Origin of the sequence: Thioclava sp. DLFJ5-1, from assembly GCF_002020115.1 — a bacterium.
In the GTDB taxonomy this organism is placed as follows: Bacteria; Pseudomonadota; Alphaproteobacteria; order Rhodobacterales; family Rhodobacteraceae; genus Thioclava; species Thioclava sediminum.
In genome coordinates, this window is sequence record NZ_MPZU01000001.1 from 639,878 (window position 1) to 654,716 (window position 14,839).

Sequence of the window (14,839 nt, forward strand, 5' to 3'; positions counted from 1 at the left end):
CCTGATTTGGGCCCAGACTGCCGTGTTCGCCCCCGGATCAACAGCCCCAAAACGACCCCGCCACGCGCAAAAGCAACATCGTTGACGCGATATTCAGGATTATCGCGCAGCCTGAGCGGCGAAAGGCTGTGGTGGGCACGATGCCGATTTTCGGTGCATGGCAATTTTCGGACCTGATCGTATCGGGCCCGGACCCGTTCGGGTCGAACGCGTTGGCGAATGCCGATGCGGTGGGTGCGACCAGCTTCACGATCGATGCCTCCGCTGCTGTACAGATGATCGATCTGACCGATGACGACGCCAATCTCGAGGATGCGGACGGCTCGCAGGAACTCACCGCCCCGATGACATTCGATGGCATCGCCTGGGGCGCGGGGGCGGCAGGCGATGTCGAGATTGAATACAGCTATGTCATTCGTCCGGCGGGCTCCGCCGATCCGGCCGACAACATCACGATCTTCGTGCTCGAATTCGAGGGCGACGTGCACGGCATCGCCTCATCCCAGCGCCTTTTCGCGGGGCAAACCTACGACATCGTCGCAATCGACAGCAACGATCCGGTCATTCCTTATACCGACCTCGCGGTCTGTTTCGCACGCGGCACCCGGATCGCGACGAAACTCGGCCCAGTCGCAGTCGAAGACCTGCGCCCGGGCATGAGAGTGCAAACCGCCGATAACGGCTATCGCGAATTGATCTGGACGGGCCGTTGGCGGATGACGGGGCGCGACGAGAACGCGCCGATCCGCATTGCGAAAGGCGTGCTTGGCAATGACCGCGCTTTTGAGGTCTCGGCCCAGCACCGGCTGCTGGTTCGCAGCCGCGCGGGAATCCTTGGCGGGCGGGAGCTTCTGATCCCGGCCAAGGGGTTGCTCGATCTGCCGGGGATCGCACGGGCGCCGCGTCCGCGCATCGAATGGCTGCATCTGCTGTTCGAGGCGCATGAGATCGTCTTCGCAGACGGGGCGGCAGTGGAAAGCCTTCTGCCTGGCCCGATGGCGCTGCACGGGGTTGGCCCGCGAGAGGCCGCGCGGCTGCGTGCGCTGATGGCGGAGAACCCGCTTCTCACCCAGCCCGCGCGCCCGATCCTGCCGCCGGGGCAGGCGCAACGCCACGCCAAGCAGGCAGGCGGGATGCGACAATTCCTCCTGCGCTGAAGACAGGCCGACAAAGCCCTCGCCTGAGCGCCTGTGATTGCCTATAAGCATCGGCAACTCAGACTGCCCATGAATGGAGTGCCAAATGGCTGCCGACCTTTCCCCGATCGACAAGGCGAAATTCGCCGCCGCCCGCCGTGCCGTTGACCTCGTTGAGGACGGGATGCGTGTGGGCCTCGGCACCGGCTCGACCGCCGCATGGATGGTGCGCTGCCTTGGCGAGCGCATCCGCGACGAAGGGCTGCAGCTGATCGGGGTGCCCACCTCGACGCGCACCGCCGATCTCGCCCGTCAGGTCGGCATCAAGGTCGTGGCGCTCGACGAAGCGAAATGGCTCGATATCACGATCGACGGGGCAGACGAATTCGACCCTGACCTGAACCTCGTGAAAGGCGGCGGCGGCGCGCTGCTGCAGGAAAAGATCGTGGCCACCGCGTCCGATCAGATGGTCGTCATCACCGACGCCTCCAAGGAAGTGAACCATCTGGGCGCCTTCCCCCTGCCCGTCGAGGTCGTCCCCTTTGGCTGGCAGGTTACCCGCGCGCTGATCGAGGAACTGCTCGACTCGATGGATGTGATGGGTCGCCAGACCTCGCTGCGCCTGAACGGTCAGCAGCCCTTCGTGACCGATGAGGGCAATTACATCGTCGATCTGCATCTCAACCGCATCGGCAACCCGCGTCAGCTGGCGCTGGTGCTAAATCAGATTCCCGGCGTGGTCGAGAATGGCCTGTTCATCGACATCTGCGACAAGGTCATCATCGGCGGCACCGACGGCAAGGTCGAGATCCGCGACATCAATGAGGGCACGGTGGCCAACGAGACCATCGAGTTCGCCGAGGACGAGAATATCTTCCGCGATATGGACTGATCTTGGCGCCGGACGCGCGCCTCGGGGATGCAACGCTGTGACGCATCCCCGCCTTGCGCGCGTCTTTCCGTCCCCGCCTTGCTCCTGAGCGCATGGACCGCTAAGCCAAGACGCAAGGAATATCAGGAAGGAAGGCGCCCCCATGAGCTTCGACTACGACCTTTTCGTCATCGGCGGTGGCTCGGGCGGGGTGCGCGCCGCCCGGATTGCCTCGGGCCATGGCGCGCGCGTCGCATTGGCCGAGGAATACCGGATGGGCGGCACCTGCGTGATCCGCGGCTGCGTCCCGAAGAAATTGATGGTCTTCGCCTCCACCGCACCGGCGGCCATCGAAGAAGCCCGCGCGTATGGCTGGAGCGCGGATGCAGGTCAGTTCGACTGGCCCGGCTTCCGTGGCAAGCTCGATGCGGAGCTTGACCGGCTCGAAGCGATCTATCGCAAAGGCCAGGAAAACGCGGGCGTGAAGGTCTTCGACCAGCGCGCCACCGTGTCTGGCCCGCATGAGGTCACGCTGGCCGATGGCACGAAGATCACCACCAAGCATATCCTCGTCGCGGTCGGCGGACGGCCCTTCGTGCCCGAATTCCCGGGCTGCGAACTGGTGATGACCTCGAACGACATCTTCAAGCTCGACACCCTGCCCAAGCGCATCCTGATCGTCGGCGGCGGCTATATCGCCTGCGAATTCGCCTGCATCCTCAACGGATTGGGCGTGCAGGTCACGCAATACAACCGCTCGCCGCTGCTGCGCGGCTTCGATGGCGAGGCGCGCGATCTGATCGTGGATCAGATGCAGGCGAGCGGCATCGACATTCACACCCATGTCGTGATCACCGAGATCGAGAAGACCGAGAACTGCCTGAAAGTGACCTGCGGCGACGGGCGCGAGGACGAGTTCGACGCGGTGCTCTACGCGACGGGCCGCACGCCGAATACCGAAGGGCTCGGCCTCGAGACCGCGGGCGTGGAGCTGGGCGAGCGCGGCGAGGTCATGGTCGACGAATGGTCGCAGACCAACGTGCCCTCGATCTTCGCGGTGGGCGATGTCACCGACCGCATCAACCTGACCCCGGTCGCGATCCGCGAGGGCCACGCTTTCGCCGACACCGTCTTCGGCGCCAATGCCCGCGCCTCGGATCACGAGCTGGTGGCCTCGGCCGTCTTCACCCAGCCCGAATTCGGCACCGTCGGCATCACCGAGGAAGAGGCAGAGGAACGCGGCAATGCCGAGGTCTACGTCTCGAGCTTCCGGCCGATGCGCTCGAGCTTTGCGGGCTCCGACGCGCGGGTGCTGATGAAATTGATCGTTTGCCGCGAGACGCGCTGCGTGCTGGGCTGCCATATCGTGGCCCCCGAAGCGGGCGAATTGATCCAAATGGTCGGTATCGCCGTCAAAATGGGGGCAACCAAGGAACAGTTCGACGCGACTTGCGCGGTCCACCCGACCATGGGCGAAGAGCTCGTGACCATGCGGAACCCTGTAAGACATTATTGAAATCACGGAAAAGATACCCAACTGTCCGACAAGATAACGGAAAGGTGAGGAGCATATGAGCAACGGAGGCCCCTGGGGCGGCGGAGGCGGTGGCGGCGATGACCGCGACGACGACCGCGAAGACAAGCGTCCCGGTCAGCGACGTCCCGGCGAGGGCGGACAGATCCCGGAAATTGAGGAATTCATGCGCAAGGGCTCCGAGCAGCTCAAGGTGCTGATGGGCGGCAAGGGGGGCGGCAATCGTCCCAACCGTCCCAATGGCGGCGGAGGCGGCGGCAAGAGCCCATTCCCGGCCAAGACCGCTGTCGTCATCGGCCTTGTGGCTCTGGTTGCGATCTGGCTCGGCTCCTCGCTCTACAAGGTGAACCCGGAAGAACGCTCGGTGGAGCTGATGTTCGGGCGCTACTACGCGACCAAAGGCCCCGGCCTGAACCTCGCGCCGTGGCCCTTCATCACCTATTCCAAGGTTCCGGTGACGCGCGAACAGACCGTCGATATCGGCTCGGGCCGCGCAGGCACGAACGATACCGGCCTGATGCTGACGGGTGACCAGAACATCGTCGATCTCGAATTCCAGGTGGTCTGGAACATCAGCGATCCGGCGAAATACCTGTTCAACCTCGGCGATCCGCAGGACACGATCCGCGCAGTGTCGGAATCCGCGATGCGCGACATCATCGCACGTTCGAACCTCGCGCCGATCCTGTCGACCGCACGTGGCGAGATCGCGGGCGATCTGCGCTCGGCGGTGCAGAACACGCTCGACAGCTATGATGCGGGCATCAACATCGTCCGTGTGAACTTCAACCGCGCCGACCCGCCGCGCGAGGTGATCGACAGCTTCCGCGAGGTGCAAGCCGCCCAGCAGGAACGTGACCGTCTCGAGAAGGAAGCCGACGCCTATGCCAACAAGGTGACGGCAGGTGCTCGCGGTGAGGCCGCTCAGGTCAAGGAAGAAGCCGAGGGCTACCGTGCGCAGATCGTGAACGCCGCCGAAGGTGACGCCGCGCGCTTCAACTCGATCCTCACGGAATACGAAAAAGCGCCCGAAGTGACCAAGCGCCGGATGTTCTACGAGACCATGGGCAAGCTGCTCCAGAACGTCGACAAGGTCGTCGTGGACACCAAGGACGGCAATGGCGGCGTCGTGCCCTATCTGCCGCTGGATCAGCTGCGCAAGAACTCCAGCTCGACGTCCAACACCAACTCGACCGCTAACACGGGAGGAAGCAACTGATGCGCGGACCTATCGCAATTGCCGTTCTCGTTGTTCTCATCTTCCTCGGACTGAATTCGGTCTTCGTGGTGGACGAGCGTGAAAAGGCCCTCGTGCTGCGCTTCGGTGAGGTGCAGCAGGTGAAGACCGAACCCGGTCTCGGGTTCAAGATCCCCGTCGTGGACACCATCGTGAAATACGATGACCGCATCCTGAGCCTGACCACGCAGCCGCTCGAAGTCACGCCCGAGGATGACCGCCGTCTCGTGGTCGACGCCTTCGCGCGCTGGCGCATCGTCGACGCGGTGAAATTCCGCGAAGCCGTTGGCGCGGGTGGTGAGACGACCGCAAAGAGCCGCATCGACGGCATCCTGAACAACGCGATCCGCGAAGTTCTGGGCTCGGTCCCTTCGACGGCTGTGCTGTCGGATGACCGGACGCCGCTGATGAACCGCATCCGTGATCTGGCACGGCGCGAGGCGCTGTCGCTGGGCGTGGACGTGATCGATGTGCGTCTGACGCGCACCGATCTGCCCGAGCAAAACCTCGCCTCCACCTATGGCCGGATGCGGGCAGAGCGTGAACGCGAGGCCGCCGACGAGCGCGCCCGCGGCGCCGAGGCCGCACAGCGCATCCGCGCAACCGCCGACCGTACCGCGGTCGAGGTCACGTCCGAGGCCAAGAAACAGGCCGAGATCGTGCGCGGTGAAGCCGATGCGCAGGCCAACAAGGTCTATGCGGATGCCTACGGCAAGGATCGCCAGTTCTTCGCCTTCGTGCGCGCGCTGCAATTCTACGCGCAATCGATGAAGACGCAGACTTCGTCGCTGGTGACGCAGCCCGACAGCCTCTACTTCGATTACGGGCGCTTCCTGCGCTCGATCGGGGAGAACCCGGGGCCGGAAACCGGTGCAGGCCGGGGCAGCGCATCTGCGAGCCAGGTCGGCCAGTGATGGCGATGCTTTTGACCGGTCTGGGACTGGTCCTTGTGATCGAGGGGCTGGCGCTTGCGCTGGCCCCTTCGCGTATCGAGGAGGCGCTGGACATGCTGCGCGCCATGTCGGCGGGCCAACGTTGCGCCCTTGGCCTTGCGGCTCTGGCGACGGGCGTGGCGATCCTCTGGGCGCTGCGGCAGTTCGGATAATCGCCCCCGCGCCCGCGCCTCAAACGCAAGAGAGCGCGCCTTCAGCCCCCTGCGACGCAATTTCCTGTCTTGAATTTTGGCGAATAACTTCCCTTCGCCCCTCCCTGCTCCTACATTTCAAATCAAAGAGAGCATCGCGCCGGTCTTCCGCACCGGCGAAGCAAGGGAGAGCCATATGACAATCCTCACCGGACCCGGATCCATGCTGCGCGCCGGATTGAGCGCCGCCACGCTTGCCGTGGCGCTCGCCTGCGCCCCTCTGGCCGGGCCCGCCTATGCCCGCGCCGCCCCGGAAAGCTTTGCCGAACTCGTCGATCAGGTGTCCAATTCGGTGGTGAACATCACCACCTCGACCACGGTGGCCGCGCCGACCGGCGACATGCCGAACTTCCCGCCCGGCTCGCCCTTCGAGGATCTGTTCCGCGATTTCGGCCTGCCGAACCCGAACGCCCCCAATGGTCCGAACGGGCGGGGTGCGCCGCGTCGCTCGAACGCGCTCGGCTCCGGCTTCGTGATCTCGGAAGACGGCTATATCGTCACCAATAACCACGTCATCGAAGATGCCGACGAGATCGAGATCGAATTCTTCTCGGGCAAGCGGCTCGACGCGAAACTGGTGGGCACCGATCCGAAAACCGATATCGCCCTTCTGAAGGTCGAGAGCGATTCCCCCCTGCCCTTCGTCGCCTTCGGCGACAGCGACGCCGTGCGCGTCGGCGACTGGGTGATGGCGATGGGCAACCCGCTGGGTCAGGGCTTCTCCGCCTCGGCCGGGATCATCTCGGCGCGCAACCGCGAGCTGTCCGGCAGCTATGACGACTACCTGCAGACCGATGCCGCGATCAACCGCGGCAACTCGGGCGGTCCGCTCTTCGACATGGAAGGCGAGGTCGTCGGCGTGAACACCGCGATCCTGTCGCCCAATGGCGGCTCGATCGGGATCGGCTTCTCGATGGCCTCGAACGTGGTCGCGAAAGTGGTCGATCAGCTCAAGGAATACGGCGAGACGCGGCGCGGCTGGCTGGGTGTGAAAATCCAGGACGTCACCGCCGACATGGCCGAAGCGATGGGGCTCGAGGCCCCCGAAGGCGCGCTTGTATCTGAGGTGCCCGATGGCCCCGCCAAGGAAGCCGGGATCGAGGCGGGCGACGTGATCACCTCCTTCGATGGCGGCGAGGTCAAGAGCACCCGCGATCTGGTGCGTCGCGTGGCCGATGCGCCGGTGGGCGAGAAGGTCCGCGTGACCGTGATGCGCGATGGCGAGGCCAAGACGCTTCTGGTGACGCTGGGCCGCCGCGAAGCCGCTGAGGGCGAACAGCCCCCGAAAGCCGTGCAGGCCCCGCAGGAGGTCGAGAAGGACATGCTCGGCCTGACCGTGACGCCGCTGACGGATGACCTGCGCACCGAGATGGGCCTGACGAAAGAGGCGAACGGCCTTGTCATCAAGCAGATCGACGAGACCTCCTCGGCCTATGAGAAGGGTCTCCGCGTCGGCGATCTGATCACCGAGGTCGGCCAGAAGCCGGTCTCCGCGGTCGATGACTTCGAAGAGCGCGTGCAGGCGGCGAAGGATGCGGGGCGCAAGTCGATCCTGCTGTTGATCCGCCGCGCTGGCGAGCCGCGTTTCGTGGCCCTCCCCGTGGAGTGATCCGCACCGTTCAAAACGATAGAAAAGGCGCCCCGCGGGGCGCCTTTTTCATTGTGCCGCTTCGCGCGCCCGCACCCGGCGCGAGGCGATCGTCAGGCTCCCGGCTGCGATCACGCACCAGACCGCCATGCCCAGCATCTGCGTCGGCAACTCCACTCCCATATCGATCAGCACGCCCGTGATCCCCGGCCCCACGGCGGTCGAGAGCACCATCGAGGCCACGATGATCGCGCGGATGCCCCCGAGGTTCTTCACCCCGTAGACCTCGGGCCAGAGCGCGCCCATCAGCGTCCCCGAAAACCCGTTCGACATGCCAAGCAGCGCCATGAAGGCATAGACGCCCCAGACCGGCGTGACCAAGGCGACCGTCAGCGAGGCAAGCGTCAGCGGGGCCAGCACGAAGGGTAGCAGGCGCAGCGCCCCAAACCGGTCGATCAGCCCGCCGCAGACGAAGCCGAAGCCCACCGTCGCGATCGACATCACCGGGAAGGCCGCCGCGAAGGCAAGCGGGGAGTAGCCACGCAGCTCGGTCAGGTAGCCTTGGTGGAAGAAGATCACCGTGCCGATGAAGGGCGGCGCGAGCAGTCCCGTCAGCAGCATGTAGAGGACCGGATCGCGGATCACCTCCGTACGGGTCCAGTCGCGCGCGGTGCCCGAGGCGCTCGATTGCACCTCGGTCGCATTGGGCACCCGCTCGACCTGCATCAGCCGCATCAGGAGCGGCCAGGCGATCAAGACCAGCACCCCGGCCGAGAGCCACCACGCGAGATGCCAATTGCCGCTCACCTGCGCGATCAGCACGACCAGAACCGGCAGCACCGCAGAGCCGAAGGGTTGGCCCGGCACGATCAGCGACATCGCCTTGCCGCGGCTCGCGACGAACCAGCGGCCGATCTCGGTGAAGGCGATCTCGGTCATCATACCCTGCCCGAAGAGCCGCAGCATGTAGATCGCGAGCGTCAGGAAGATCAGGTTCGGCGCGAGCGTGATCCCGATGCAGGCCAGCGCCAGCAGTGGGATGGTGAAACGCACGACCTTCCAGCCGGGCATCAGGTCGAGCGTGCGCCCGAGGAAGGGCAACGTCGAGGCCGAGGCCAACGTCGCCACCATGTAGAGCGCGCCGAAGGTGCCGCCCGACAGGCCGAACGTCGCCCGGATGTCATTGCCTGACAGGCCGATGAAGAAGGTCTGACCGAAGGATGAGAACAGCGTCAGCAGAAACCCCGCGCCGAGCCAGCGGGCATTGTCGCGCATGAAGCGCAGGTTGCTGCCGAAAAGCTTTTGCATGATGCCCCCTGATCCCTTGGCCCCCGGTTAGAGACCGTTCCTCCCAAAGGCACAACCCCGCCGCCTGCGCAAAGGGGTGTGCGGCGATGCGATGGCGGGCGCGGACGGCCTCAGTTCGACCAGATATAGAGGCCCAGTTCCTGCGCGGCGCGCACCGAAAGCGTCGGGCTGTCGAGGCCACGCGGTGCCTGATAGGCCGCGATCGCGCGGCCCGTCGCCGGGTCGAGCTTGCCGTCGACGGGGCCGGAATAAAGCCCGCGCAGCGCCAGCGCGCGCTGGGTCATGGCAACGAAAGCGGGCGTCAGATCCTCCGAGCAGACGGATTCGAAATAGCGCGGCTTGCCGCTGTCGACGAGCTTCTGACCGCTCAATTCGCGATAGATCGCGGGCTGCGTGACCTTGCCGGTCTTCGGATCGCGCTGTTCGGGGAGGACCTGCACCTGCCCGGTCACGGTCTCGACCTTGGCCGGGCCTTTGAGTTGGGTGAAACATCCCTGCGCGTCGTCGGCGGGCGGGCGGCTTTGCAGCACATGGGCGAGCGTCTTGGCGGGCGGATCTTTTGGCGCGGCGTCCGAACCCTGCGCTGAGGGCTGACAGCCCGCCAGCCCCATCGTCACACCCAGCGCCACCAGCACCGCCCGCGCCGTGCCGAAGTTTTCAGCGATCTGCCGCATTCTCGTCTCCGCCTGCCTTGGCCGGCACACTAGCCGATATCTACGCTGCGGCAATCCCTTGCCCGTGACAGCCCACCTCTGGCCAAATCGCCGAAAGCAGCTTAGATCACTTGCGACCGGCCCCGCCGGCAAGCGCGTTTTGATTACGAACAAGAGGCCCCGAGCTATGGCGAAAATCACCTATGTCGAATTCAACGGCACCCGTCACGAGATCGACGTGAAGCCCGGCATGACCGTGATGGAAGGTGCGCGCGACAATGGCGTGCCCGGCATCGACGCCGATTGCGGCGGTGCCTGCGCCTGTTCGACCTGCCATGTCTATGTCGACAAGGACTGGATCGAGAAACTGCCTCCGCGCGATCCGATGGAAGAGGACATGCTCGATTTCGCGTACGAGCCCGATCCCGTCACCTCGCGCCTGACCTGCCAGATCAAGGTCACGGACGAGCTCGACGGCTTGATCGTCAACCTTCCCGAAAAGCAGATCTGATGCGCCGCGCGTTGGCCCTCGCTTTCGCGCTGGTCACCGCTGCCGCCCTGCCCGCGCGGGCCGAGATGTCGGTCGCCGCGCGGTTCACCGAGCCGACGGACCGCTATGGTCACGGCGCGCTCGGCCCCGATCATGAATTCGCAAATCTCCAGATCGACGTGACCCGCAAGGCGGGCAGCCCCAAGGGGCTATTCTCGGGCCACAGCACCCTGACCTATGACCTGCGCCTCGACCCTGACATGGTCTATGAGGACACGAGCCCGCGCCTGAGCGATCTCGACGGCGATGGCATCGCCGAGGTGATCGTGGTGCAATCGCATCTGAAGTTCGGCTCGCGGCTTCTGGTGCTCACGGTGAAATCGGGAAAGCCGGAATTCCTCGCCGCGACCGATTTCGTGGGTGAGCCGAACCACTGGCTCGCGCCCATCGGCGTCGCGGATTTCGATGGCAACGGGCATCGCGACATCGCGCTGATCGACGCGCCGCATCGGTTGGGCGTGCTGCGCCTCTTCGAGTATCGCAACGGCGCTTTGCACCCGACCTTCGCGGGAGGCAAGTTCACCAATCACCGTTTCGGCTCTGACACGATCCTGGGCGGGGTGCGCGATTGCGGCTCTGGTCCCGAGATGATCGTCGCCAGTTTCGACTGGTCGGAACTGCTTGCCCTCTCGGTCACGTCCGCAAACGCCGTGAACTGGACGCGCCTTGGCCGCGACACCTCGCCTGCGGGCTTCGCGAAAGCGCTGAACTGCAACAGCTAAACCCTGCCGCACCGGCCTCGGGAACCGCCCTACCCTCGCCCTTGTTACTCCTGCATCACGACACCGGCACGCGGTCGTTCCTCCCCGTCGCGCGCCCCGATGCAGGATCCCAGCCATGGCCGAAGCCCAAGCCTCCGAAGAAAAGCCGATTGCCGTCTATGGCGCGCTCGCCGCGAACCTCCTGATCGCCATCGCGAAATTCGTGGCGGCGGCCTTCACCGGCAGTTCGTCCATGCTGGCGGAGGCGTTTCACTCGGTGGTCGATACCGGCAATGAGGGGTTGCTGCTTCTGGGCCACAAGCGCAGCAAGAAGGAACCAGACGAGAAACACCCGTTCGGCTATGGCAAGGAGCTGTATTTCTGGTCGCTCGTCGTCGCGATGCTGCTGTTTGCGATCGGCGGCGGGCTCTCGATCTATGAGGGCATCGTCCATATCCAGAACCCCGAGCCGATCGAAAAGCCGATCTGGAATTACGGCGTGCTGCTCGTGGCTTTCCTCGCCGAAGGCACGTCCTGGGTGATCGCGATCCGTCAGCTTCTGAAGCAGCGCAAACCGGGCGAAGGCTATTTCAAGGCCTTCCGCCGCTCCAAGGATCCGTCGATCTTCGTCGTCGTCGCCGAAGACAGCGCGGCGCTTCTGGGTATCCTCGCCGCGGCGCTTGGCGTCTATCTCTCGGTGACGTTCGAGAACCCGTTCTTCGACGGCGCGGCCTCCATCGTGATCGGGGCGATCCTGATCGTCGTCGCCATCATCCTCGTCTACGAGACCCGCGCGCTGATCATGGGCGAGGCCGCAGACCGCGACGTGCGCAAATCGATCCGCGAGATCGCGACCGGGTTCGACGAGGTCGCAGAGGTCAAACGCCTCCTAACGATGCATTTCGCGCCCGATCAGGTGCTGGTGAATATCGAGCTGAAGATGCGCACAGGTCTCTCGCCCGAGGCGATCTTCCACGCGGTGGAGGCGGTGCAGAAGAAAATCCACGAGGCCCACCCGGAGGTTTCGAGCGTTTTCCTCGAAATCGAATCCCTGCGCGGCACGCAGCCCGAAAACGCGGCGGCCTGAGGCCGCGCGCCGCGCCCCCGACGCGATGCCGCTTTTCACCGCAACGCCGTCGCTTTCTCCCGCGCTCCTCCCCGGAGTCGGGGTGATTGTGTCCCCACCCCCGGCGCGCTAGGAAACCGGGCGAAAGATCAAAAGGGATGCGACATGACCCAGACTGCCGACGCTTACGTTCTCACCGTTGCCTGCCCCTCGACGCGGGGGATCGTCGCGGGGATCGCGAACGTGTTGGCCGATCAGGGCTGCAACATCACCGACTCGCATCAATATGACGACCCGAAGACGGGCCAGTTCTTCATGCGCGTCAGCTTCGTCTCCGAGAAGGGCAAGGATGCCGAGGCGATCCGCGCCGCTTTCGAGCCGGTCGCCACCGATTTCGAGATGGACTGGACGGTGCGCAGCTCGCGCGAGAAGATGAAGGTTCTGGTGATGGTGTCGAATTTCGGCCACTGCCTGAACGATCTTCTCTACCGCTGGCGCATCGGTGCGCTGCCGATCGAGATCGTGGGCGTGGTGTCGAACCACATGACCTATCAGAAGGTCGTCGTGAACCATGACCTGCCCTTCCACCACATCAAGGTGACGAAGGAGAACAAGCCCGAGGCCGAACAGCGTCTGCTCGACGTGGTCGACGAGTCCGGCGCGGAGCTGATCGTGCTGGCGCGCTACATGCAGATCCTGTCGGACGCGCTGTGCCAGAAGATGTCGGGCCGGATCATCAACATCCACCACTCCTTCCTGCCGAGCTTCAAGGGTGCGAACCCCTACAAGCAGGCTTACGAGCGTGGTGTGAAGCTGATCGGGGCGACCTCGCATTACGTGACCGCCGATCTCGACGAAGGTCCGATCATCGAGCAGGACACCGTGCGCATCACCCATGCGCAGAGCCCGTCGGATTACGTCTCGCTGGGCCGCGATGTCGAGGCGCAGGTGCTGTCGCGCGCGATCCACGCCCATGTGCAGCACCGGGTGTTCCTGAACGACAACAAGACGGTCGTCTTCCCGGCCTCGCCCGGCGCCTACGCCTCCGAGCGGATGGGCTGATCAAAGGTGTAGGATGCCCGCCTCGGTCACGATCATGTCGAGCGGCTGATCGGTCGGCTCGGTGGGCACTTCCGGCACTTCCTGCGCCGCAAAGGCAAAGCCGATCGCCGTGACGGGGCCGCGGGCGCGCAGCCCCTCCAGCGTGCGGTCGTAAAAGCCGCCGCCATAGCCCAGCCGATAGCCCTTCGCGTCGAAAGCCAGCAGCGGAACGATCAGCACCTCGGGCGTGACCTCTTCGCCCTCCGCCGGGATATGCGCCCCGAAAGCGCCCGCGATCATCTCGGTCTCGGGCGTCCAGCGGTGAAAGACCAAAGGCAGCGCTTCCGCGACCACCACCGGCAGACAGAGCGGCCCGCCATGGGCCACCATCGCCGGGCGCGGATCGGGCTCGGTGCGGATCGGCCAATAGCCCGCCAGCACCTTGCCCGCGAAAGGCTCTAGCGCCGCCGTCAGCGCACGGGTCGCAGCGCCGTCATCGGCAGCATGGGCGGCCTTGCGCGCCGCGAAAGCGTCCTTGCGCGCGAGATCCTTGCTCATAGCAGAACCACAGAAGCCAGCCCGAGGAAGGCGAAGAAGCCCACCACATCGGTCATCGTCGTGACGAAGGTGCCCGAGGCCAAGGCCGGGTCCGCGCCGAGCTTCTCAAGCGCCAGCGGGATCAGGATGCCCGACAAGGCAGCCACCACGAGGTTGATCACCATCGCCAGCCCGATCACGATGCCAAGCTGTGCGCCCGAGAACCAGAAGGCGGCCACCGCGCCCATCACGACTGCGAAGGCGAGACCGTTCAGCAGCCCCACGATGGCTTCCCGTCGCACGACCCGCCAGACGTTGCTGTCGGTCAGGTCGCGCGTGGCGAGTGCGCGCACCGCCACGGTCAGGGTCTGCGTGCCCGCATTGCCGCCCATCGAGGCCACGATCGGCATCAGCACAGCCAGCGCCACAAGTTGCTGGATCGTACCCTCGAAGATCGAGATAACCGCCGAGGCGAGGATCGCCGTCAGCAGGTTCACGAAGAGCCACGGCAGGCGCTGACGCACGGTTTCCAGAACGGTATCCGAGATTGCGGATTCGTCGCCCACACCGGCGAGGCGAAGGATGTCTTCCTCGTGTTCCTCGTCGAGCACCGACATCGCGTCGTCGATGGTGATGACGCCGACCAAGCGGTCGTCTTCATCCACGACCGGGGCCGAGATCAGGTGATACTGGTTGAACGCATAGGCCACGTCGCCCTCGTCCTGATAGGCCGAGATCTTGCGGAACTCTTCCTCACAAATCTCGATCAGCTTCGAGGCGCGCGGGGCGGACAGGATGCGTCCCAGAGTGACATTGCCGACCGGGTGGTGGCCCGGATCGACGAGGGTCACGTGATAGAACTGGTCGGGCAGCCATTTGGCTTTGCGCAGGAAGTCGATCGTCTCGCCCACCGTCCAATGCTCGGGCGCGGTCACAACCTCGCGCTGCATCAAACGACCGGCGGAATATTCGGGATAGCCCAGCGATTTCTCGACCGCGGCCCGGTCGGTCTCGTCGAGCGCGCCGAGGATCGCTTCCTGCTGCGGCTCTTCGAGGTCCTCGATCAGGTCGACGACGTCATCGGAATCGAGCTCGCGGACCGCATCGGCCAGAACTTCAGGCGGCAGGCTCGCGAGAACCTCCTCGCGGATACCCTCGTCGATCTCGGTCAGGATCTCGCCGTCGATCTGGCGGCCCCAGAGGCGAAGGATTTCGCGCCGTTCATGGCCGGAGACCTGTTCGATAAGGTCGGCGATATCGGCGGCGTGCAAGGGCTCGAGCAGTTCGCTCAGGCGATCTGCATCTTCCTGCTCGACGGCATCGAGAATTTCCTCGACCAGCTCTCCGCTCAGCCGATAATCCTCTTCCTCGCGCTCTGTCTCTTCGGCAAGTGCTTCGGCCATGTCGCCCCCATTCCGATCGCGCGTGAAACATAGCTGTTTTCTCGCAGATGGACAGGGGGGCGAGGGCGAA

At 64.8% G+C, this 14,839-nt stretch carries 15 protein-coding genes; 11 read left to right on the top strand and 4 right to left on the bottom strand.

The features are described 5' to 3' along the window. Positions 1-140: 140 nt before the first annotated feature. The 7 genes from BMI86_RS03055 to BMI86_RS03080 all read left to right on the top strand — a co-directional run bounded on the left by BMI86_RS03055 (position 141) and on the right by BMI86_RS03080 (position 7,531). Entirely contained in the window at positions 141-1,157 is a 1,017-nt protein-coding gene (locus tag BMI86_RS03055; protein WP_143594668.1) for a Hint domain-containing protein, read from the top strand. 85 nt (positions 1,158-1,242) lie between these two features. After that, positions 1,243-2,028, top strand: a complete 786-nt coding sequence (gene rpiA / locus BMI86_RS03060; protein WP_078519635.1) for a ribose-5-phosphate isomerase RpiA — start codon at positions 1,243-1,245, stop codon at positions 2,026-2,028. A gap of 142 nt (positions 2,029-2,170) precedes the next feature. After that, a complete protein-coding gene (gene gor, locus BMI86_RS03065) occupies positions 2,171-3,523 on the top strand; it encodes a glutathione-disulfide reductase (protein ID WP_078539705.1) in 1,353 nt (450 codons plus the stop codon). 55 nt (positions 3,524-3,578) lie between these two features. After that, entirely contained in the window at positions 3,579-4,760 is a 1,182-nt protein-coding gene (gene hflK, locus BMI86_RS03070) for an FtsH protease activity modulator HflK (protein ID WP_078539706.1), read from the top strand. Next, positions 4,760-5,692 carry a protease modulator HflC gene (locus BMI86_RS03075; protein WP_083079136.1) on the top strand — a complete coding sequence of 311 codons (933 nt, stop codon included), beginning with the start codon at positions 4,760-4,762 and terminating at the stop codon, positions 5,690-5,692. The genes hflK and BMI86_RS03075 overlap by 1 nt, the downstream gene beginning before the upstream one ends. Continuing rightward, positions 5,692-5,883 carry a DUF2065 family protein gene (locus BMI86_RS20845; RefSeq protein ID WP_143594669.1) on the top strand — a complete coding sequence of 64 codons (192 nt, stop codon included), beginning with the start codon at positions 5,692-5,694 and terminating at the stop codon, positions 5,881-5,883. The genes BMI86_RS03075 and BMI86_RS20845 overlap by 1 nt, the downstream gene beginning before the upstream one ends. Positions 5,884-6,058: 175 nt before the next feature. Further along, positions 6,059-7,531 (top strand): DegQ family serine endoprotease, encoded by a 1,473-nt coding sequence (locus BMI86_RS03080; protein ID WP_078539707.1) that lies wholly within the window; start codon positions 6,059-6,061, stop codon positions 7,529-7,531. Positions 7,532-7,579: 48 nt separating this feature from the next. Here the strand turns inward: BMI86_RS03080 and BMI86_RS03085 are convergent, their stop codons facing one another. Both BMI86_RS03085 and BMI86_RS03090 read right to left on the bottom strand, forming a co-directional pair. After that, positions 7,580-8,818: an MFS transporter gene (locus tag BMI86_RS03085; protein ID WP_078539708.1), complete on the bottom strand. Its 1,239-nt coding sequence runs from the start codon at positions 8,816-8,818 to the stop codon at positions 7,580-7,582. 110 nt (positions 8,819-8,928) lie between these two features. Continuing rightward, positions 8,929-9,492 carry a peptidoglycan-binding domain-containing protein gene (locus tag BMI86_RS03090; RefSeq protein ID WP_078539709.1) on the bottom strand — a complete coding sequence of 188 codons (564 nt, stop codon included), beginning with the start codon at positions 9,490-9,492 and terminating at the stop codon, positions 8,929-8,931. Between the two features lie 166 nt (positions 9,493-9,658). Here BMI86_RS03090 and BMI86_RS03095 point away from each other — a divergent pair, with 166 nt between their 5' ends. From BMI86_RS03095 to purU, 4 genes are all read left to right on the top strand, one after another. Then, positions 9,659-9,982 (top strand): 2Fe-2S iron-sulfur cluster-binding protein, encoded by a 324-nt coding sequence (locus BMI86_RS03095; RefSeq protein ID WP_075776110.1) that lies wholly within the window; start codon positions 9,659-9,661, stop codon positions 9,980-9,982. After that, positions 9,982-10,743 (top strand): VCBS repeat-containing protein, encoded by a 762-nt coding sequence (locus tag BMI86_RS03100; protein WP_078539710.1) that lies wholly within the window; start codon positions 9,982-9,984, stop codon positions 10,741-10,743. Before BMI86_RS03095 ends, BMI86_RS03100 begins: the two co-directional genes overlap by 1 nt. 115 nt (positions 10,744-10,858) lie before the next feature. Continuing rightward, positions 10,859-11,809, top strand: coding sequence for a cation diffusion facilitator family transporter (locus tag BMI86_RS03105; RefSeq protein WP_078539711.1), 951 nt, complete (start codon positions 10,859-10,861; stop codon positions 11,807-11,809). A 144-nt stretch (positions 11,810-11,953) separates the two neighbouring features. Next, on the top strand, positions 11,954-12,850 hold the full coding sequence (purU, locus tag BMI86_RS03110; RefSeq protein ID WP_078539712.1) for a formyltetrahydrofolate deformylase: 897 nt from the start codon (positions 11,954-11,956) through the stop codon (positions 12,848-12,850). Here purU and BMI86_RS03115 read toward each other — a convergent pair whose 3' ends face one another. Together BMI86_RS03115 and mgtE are read right to left on the bottom strand one after the other, a co-directional pair. Beyond that, entirely contained in the window at positions 12,851-13,387 is a 537-nt protein-coding gene (locus BMI86_RS03115; protein ID WP_078539713.1) for a 5-formyltetrahydrofolate cyclo-ligase, read from the bottom strand. It lies immediately after the preceding gene. Continuing rightward, positions 13,384-14,769: a magnesium transporter gene (gene mgtE, locus BMI86_RS03120; protein WP_078539714.1), complete on the bottom strand. Its 1,386-nt coding sequence runs from the start codon at positions 14,767-14,769 to the stop codon at positions 13,384-13,386. The genes BMI86_RS03115 and mgtE overlap by 4 nt, the downstream gene beginning before the upstream one ends. Positions 14,770-14,839: the final 70 nt, after the last annotated feature.

Excerpts from the sequence above, each read along its gene's own strand:
- BMI86_RS03080 (WP_078539707.1), top strand. The coding sequence starts at position 6,059 with ATGACAATCCTCACCGGACCCGGATCCATGCTGCGCGCCGGATTGAGC.
- rpiA (WP_078519635.1), top strand. The coding sequence starts at position 1,243 with ATGGCTGCCGACCTTTCCCCGATCGACAAGGCGAAATTCGCCGCCGCC.
- mgtE (WP_078539714.1), bottom strand. The coding sequence starts at position 14,769 with ATGGCCGAAGCACTTGCCGAAGAGACAGAGCGCGAGGAAGAGGATTAT.
- BMI86_RS03075 (WP_083079136.1), top strand. The coding sequence starts at position 4,760 with ATGCGCGGACCTATCGCAATTGCCGTTCTCGTTGTTCTCATCTTCCTC.
- hflK (WP_078539706.1), top strand. The coding sequence starts at position 3,579 with ATGAGCAACGGAGGCCCCTGGGGCGGCGGAGGCGGTGGCGGCGATGAC.
- BMI86_RS20845 (WP_143594669.1), top strand. The coding sequence starts at position 5,692 with ATGGCGATGCTTTTGACCGGTCTGGGACTGGTCCTTGTGATCGAGGGG.
- purU (WP_078539712.1), top strand. The coding sequence starts at position 11,954 with ATGACCCAGACTGCCGACGCTTACGTTCTCACCGTTGCCTGCCCCTCG.
- BMI86_RS03095 (WP_075776110.1), top strand. The coding sequence starts at position 9,659 with ATGGCGAAAATCACCTATGTCGAATTCAACGGCACCCGTCACGAGATC.
- BMI86_RS03090 (WP_078539709.1), bottom strand. The coding sequence starts at position 9,492 with ATGCGGCAGATCGCTGAAAACTTCGGCACGGCGCGGGCGGTGCTGGTG.
- BMI86_RS03105 (WP_078539711.1), top strand. The coding sequence starts at position 10,859 with ATGGCCGAAGCCCAAGCCTCCGAAGAAAAGCCGATTGCCGTCTATGGC.
- BMI86_RS03055 (WP_143594668.1), top strand. The coding sequence starts at position 141 with ATGCCGATTTTCGGTGCATGGCAATTTTCGGACCTGATCGTATCGGGC.
- BMI86_RS03085 (WP_078539708.1), bottom strand. The coding sequence starts at position 8,818 with ATGCAAAAGCTTTTCGGCAGCAACCTGCGCTTCATGCGCGACAATGCC.
- BMI86_RS03100 (WP_078539710.1), top strand. The coding sequence starts at position 9,982 with ATGCGCCGCGCGTTGGCCCTCGCTTTCGCGCTGGTCACCGCTGCCGCC.
- gor (WP_078539705.1), top strand. The coding sequence starts at position 2,171 with ATGAGCTTCGACTACGACCTTTTCGTCATCGGCGGTGGCTCGGGCGGG.
- BMI86_RS03115 (WP_078539713.1), bottom strand. The coding sequence starts at position 13,387 with ATGAGCAAGGATCTCGCGCGCAAGGACGCTTTCGCGGCGCGCAAGGCC.